3 protein-coding genes and 1 tRNA gene are annotated in these 4,691 nt (G+C 55.5%); 2 read left to right on the top strand and 2 right to left on the bottom strand.

All coding sequences use genetic code 11. The features are described 5' to 3' along the window. The first annotated feature begins 100 nt into the window (after window positions 1-100). A complete protein-coding gene (locus tag ACXAIC_RS24495) occupies window positions 101-796 on the top strand; it encodes a hypothetical protein (RefSeq protein ID WP_475186988.1) in 696 nt (231 codons plus the stop codon). On the opposite strand, the gene ACXAIC_RS24490 is transcribed toward ACXAIC_RS24495, so the two are convergent. Next, on the bottom strand, window positions 793-1,593 hold the full coding sequence (locus ACXAIC_RS24490; RefSeq protein ID WP_475186986.1) for an ion transporter: 801 nt from the start codon (window positions 1,591-1,593) through the stop codon (window positions 793-795). The genes ACXAIC_RS24495 and ACXAIC_RS24490 overlap by 4 nt on opposite strands. 176 nt (window positions 1,594-1,769) lie before the next feature. Here ACXAIC_RS24490 and ACXAIC_RS24485 point away from each other — a divergent pair. Beyond that, window positions 1,770-1,843 (top strand) — tRNA-Gly (locus tag ACXAIC_RS24485). A 371-nt stretch (window positions 1,844-2,214) separates the two neighbouring features. On the opposite strand, the gene ACXAIC_RS24480 is transcribed toward ACXAIC_RS24485, so the two are convergent. Further along, on the bottom strand, window positions 2,215-4,691 hold a 2,477-nt coding region (locus tag ACXAIC_RS24480), incomplete at its 5' end, for a calcium-binding protein (RefSeq protein ID WP_475186984.1).

Here is a 4,691-nt window from a genome sequence, read left to right as displayed (position 1 = left end):
TCATTAAGGGCCCTTAAATGTCCATTTAATTAAGCGGACACTTAACGCACCAAATCGAAAAGCGGCAGGTCGGGTTCAACGGACGCTCACGATTGAACAAGTGACCTTGCTGCTCAATCTGGGGGCTGTTCAGGAAGGCGAACGGGTGGTCATCAACAACGTGCCCTGGCGTGTGAGCCGGCTGGATCTTTATTCCGAACTGGAAAATCCAAGCCTGCGCGGGGGCCACTACACTGTGCCAGTGCGCGAATTGCGCGGACAGCATTCCCGGCCGATGGACGGCAACGAAAAGTGGTTTCCTTGTGAAGAAGGCGATTGGGTGCTGCTGGACAACGGCCTGTGGGCGGAAGTGGTCCTGCAAAGTCCCGAAGCGGTGCACCTGCGCGAAGAAGGCGGCGCCGTGACCCATTTCACAACCCCTGCCTTTCTGAACCAGACCCCGAAAAACCTGTCCCACAGATACCGGGCCACCATCGAATTCGGGATCGATTATGGCCACCAGGCAGAGGCGGCCTCCACCATCCAGCTGGCGCTTAAGGCCTATATCGACCAGAAACTGCGCGAGACAATCGGGACACATAACGTTCTGGCGACCTATGTGACCCTGTTCCGGGCCGGATCCTCCTCACTCGACTACGAAATCGAGGCGGATATCGGCCCTGGCATGGGGCACGTCTATGAAACGGTCGAACATGCTCTGGCGCGGTTCGCCATTGAGTGCTGCACGGAAAACGGCTGGACGATCCCCTTCCCGCAGCTCACGGTTCACAAACCCGCCCCTCCTCAGAGACCCTAGCTTTTCTGCGCCTTTACGGCTGCGCGCAGTTCCGTCAGCTCTGCCCGCAGCGCTTTCACTTCCTGCAGGATCAGGCCGGTATCATCATGGATCGCCTGCCGGTTGGCGTCGGCTTCACTCTCATGCTCCTCCTGCATGGCCGAGACGATGATCCCGATAAAGAGATTGAGCACGGTGAAGGCAGTGCACAGGATGAAGGGCACGAAGAACAGCCAGGAATAGGGAAAGACATCCATGACCGGGCGCACGATGCCCATCGACCAGCTTTCCAGCGTCATGATCTGGAAAAGCGTATAGAGCGAAGCACCAAGATCGCCAAACCATTCGGGAAAGGTGTCCCCGAACAGCTTGGTGGCCATGACGGCGAAGACATAAAAGACCAGCGCCATCAGCACCACTATGGACCCCATGCCCGGCAGGGCGGCAATCAGGCCGCCAATCACCCGGCGCAGCGACGGCACAACGGAAATCAGGCGCAGGACACGCAGGATCCTCAAGGACCGGAGCACGGACAGCGGACCGCCGGACGGCACCAGGGCAATGGCGACAATGACAAAGTCAAAGAGGCTCCAGGGATCCTTGAAGAATTTCAGGCCATGGGCGTAAAGCCGCAGGATCAGCTCGGCGACGAAGATGCCGAGAATGATGTGATCGACCGTCACCAGCAGACCGCCGATGCGGCTCATGACCGGCTGGCTGGTTTCCAGGCCCAGCGTAATGGCATTCACAACGATGATCGCAATGATGCAGATTTCCCAATTGCGCGATGTGACCAGCGCCCTGACCTTTTGCCGCATATCCTGACCCGACGTTCTAAAATCCCAGTGTGCGCTGCCGCACCGGCGCGAACATGGCGATTTCTGCCGCCAGACGCAAGATCACCGGTGATTGGAAATTTTGCGCTCATCCCCGGAGAAACGCTCCTCACCCGCTTGACACCAACGCCAAGTCGGCCCAGAAAGCAGTCACAGCGGCGGGTGTAGCTCAATGGTAGAGCAGAAGCTTCCCAAGCTTAAGACGAGGGTTCGATTCCCTTCACCCGCTCCAGCAATTTCAATAACTTAGAAGACATTTCGCCAAGAGCTTGATATTCGGGGAAGCACCGGGGAAGCAGGATTCAGCGTTTCGCATACCCATTATCATCCTATAAATTCACTCTAAGACTAAATAGAAAACCTGCCGTCCGAGCGATCCAAGCCGTCCGAAAGGGCAATTTTTAGCCCTCTCCAGATTGCATCGTTGCCGTCCATTCCCGTCCCTCATATCCTGTGTACTGTCCACGCAACACATGGGCAGCGTGCCGCATCGGAGTGGAAAAGGGGCCGGGAAAGGATGCAGCCACCAATCATTTGACCGGCGAGCCACCTCTTTCCCTGAACCAAAATACAAAAACGGTGGCCTTTGCTAACCACAAGCGATCAAACAAACACGAAGTCATCACTCTGAAGACTGGAGACGAGCACACTCTTTAAGACGACAGCAGTGTCCGCATCCAGAGTTATGGTTGTGTCCGTACCGTCATCAACAGCAGCGGCGAGAACGGCATTGAAGTCAGCAAAAACCGAGCTTTCGAATTGGAGAACATCGGCTTCAGCACCGCTTGTCTCAAAATCGGTTATCGTGTCGTTCGAAGCTCCCGCGCTTGTGAAGACGAATGTATCCGAGCCAGCCCCACCCGTGAGGATGTCGCTTCCCAGTGCACCTTCGAGCCGGTCGTTTCCTGCCATTCCAAGAAGTAGGTCTGCGTTGACAGTGCCTTTAAGCACATCGTCCCCGGAGGATCCTGATATCGTGGTCGCCTCGTAAATCTTCACATCGCGATAGAAACTGTTCGCGTTTTGCAACCCCTTGTCATGATCATTTACGAATGCAAGCGCGCTGACCGTTCCTGTCAGAAAATCTCCTGCCCTGATCGAAAAGTGTTGCCAGTCTCCCGTGCCGGAATAAGAGTGCGTCCGATCAAAACTCGCATGGGTATCAGTGCCGTAGAGCTGGATAACCTTTGATCCGGTTTCGAAATCATCGTCCGTTTCCAGGACCAGCCCTTGCATTTCCCCCTGGATGGTCGATTTATATTCGAATTCCATCATGGTGTTTGCTGTCACCTGATAGTCGAACACCATCTGCTTCCAAGTGTTCCCCTCGAACAAGAGCTCCGAACCATCACTGCTAACTGATGCCACTCCACCAGCGTCTTGGCCACCTGCATAGCTTGTGAAACTGACACCTCTGAAATCTAATGCGGGCTCGATCCCAGAAGACCCTGATATCGTGGTCGCCTCGTAAATCTTCACATCGCGATAGAAGCTGTTGCCGTCCTTGCTTCCCCTGTCGTGATCATTCACGAAAGCGAGCGCGTTGACCGTGCCGGTCAGATAGTCGCCAGCCTTGATCGTGAAATGCTGCCAATTGCCGGAACCGTCATAGCTGTAGCTGCGGTCAAACGCAGCGTGGGTATCTGTGCCATAAAGCTGGATGACCTTGGACCCGGTCGTAAAGTCATCGTCCGTCTCCAGAACAAAACCCTGCATTTCGCCTTGTTTTGTCGAGCGGAAGTCGAACTCAATCACCGTGTTGCTAGTGACATCATACGTCAATTCCGTCTGTTTCCAGGCGTTGCCTTCAATGGAAACCGTGGCGCCACCGTCACTAACAGTCAAAACCCCTTCACCGTCCTGGCCGGGATCATAGGCCGAGAACACAGAACTGCTAAAGTTAAAAGTGTCGGGACCGGACCCAGGATCTGAAGTATCTGACGCTTCGTAGATCCTGAAGTTGCTGTAGAAGCTGTTGCCGTCCTTGCTTCCCTTGTCGTGATCATTCACGAAAGCGAGCGCGTTGACCGTGCCGGTCAGATAGTCGCCAGCCTTGATCGTGAAATGCTGCCAATTGCCGGAACCGTCATAGCTGTAGCTGCGGTCAAACGCAGCGTGAGTATCTGTGCCATAAAGCTGGATGACCTTGGACCCGGTCGTAAAGTCATCGTCCGTCTCCAGAACAAAACCCTGCATTTCGCCTTGTTTTGTCGAGCGGAAGTCGAACTCAATCACCGTGTTACCGGTGACCACGTAAGCAAGCGCCATTTGCTTCCAGGCATTGCCCTGAATGGCAAGTGTTGTGCCATAGCCTTCGGTGGAAACAAAACCGCCCTCGTCCTGGCCGGTCTCGTAGCTGTTAAAGGTTGCGCCTGCAAAGTCGAGCGCAGGGATGCCGGCTGCGACAAGCTCCGCAGAAGAGGAAAGCATAGTTCCATCTGCAAATTCAAAGCGCTCAATGTGAGCTCCCGAAGCGGCCAGGAAAAGGTTGCCCGACATGCCGTCTTTGTTCCAGAACAGTCTCAGGCTTTCACCAAAGGTTGCATGTGTGTAGGCTGACAAGCTGATATCTTTTAGCGTTAAATCCTTGAACCGGACCGTGTCCGTTCCGCTGCCGGCCCACTCTCCTGCTTCGGTAATCCAAAGCGTCCCATCGTCACGACCGACCAGATAGGTGTCGTCCCCCTCTCCGCCAATGAGGATGTTCTCGTGTTTAAACTGGCCAGCGCCATCACCCGGCGCGACCACGCCGCCGATGATTACATCATCGCTGTCTGACCCGGTCAAAACCGCACGCCCGTCGTCGTCGAAATGCATGGACAAGAAAGAGGCAGACCCCGTGCCCGCAGTCGCCTCACCGAATCCACCCTGGCCATCGCCAAGACGTGTCCAGATCGAACCGTCTTCCGCAGACAGGATCGCATCTACAGCGCCGTCGCCGTTCAGGTCCTCATAGGTGACCGAAACGGGCATCTCCGCCCCGATCTCAGCAATGTCCGGATCGTGTTCCCACGTCACCAGCTCGGCCGGACCATCTCCAGACTGCAGCACCGTGTCACCCAGACGGCTGCCATGTTGAT

The organism is Roseibium sp. AWQ4_254, assembly GCF_056161025.1.
Note: the sequence above shows the minus strand (reverse complement) of the source record. Positions and strands in the feature narration are given on the sequence as shown.

Excerpts from the sequence above, each read along its gene's own strand:
- ACXAIC_RS24490 (WP_475186986.1), bottom strand. The coding sequence starts at position 1,593 with ATGCGGCAAAAGGTCAGGGCGCTGGTCACATCGCGCAATTGGGAAATC.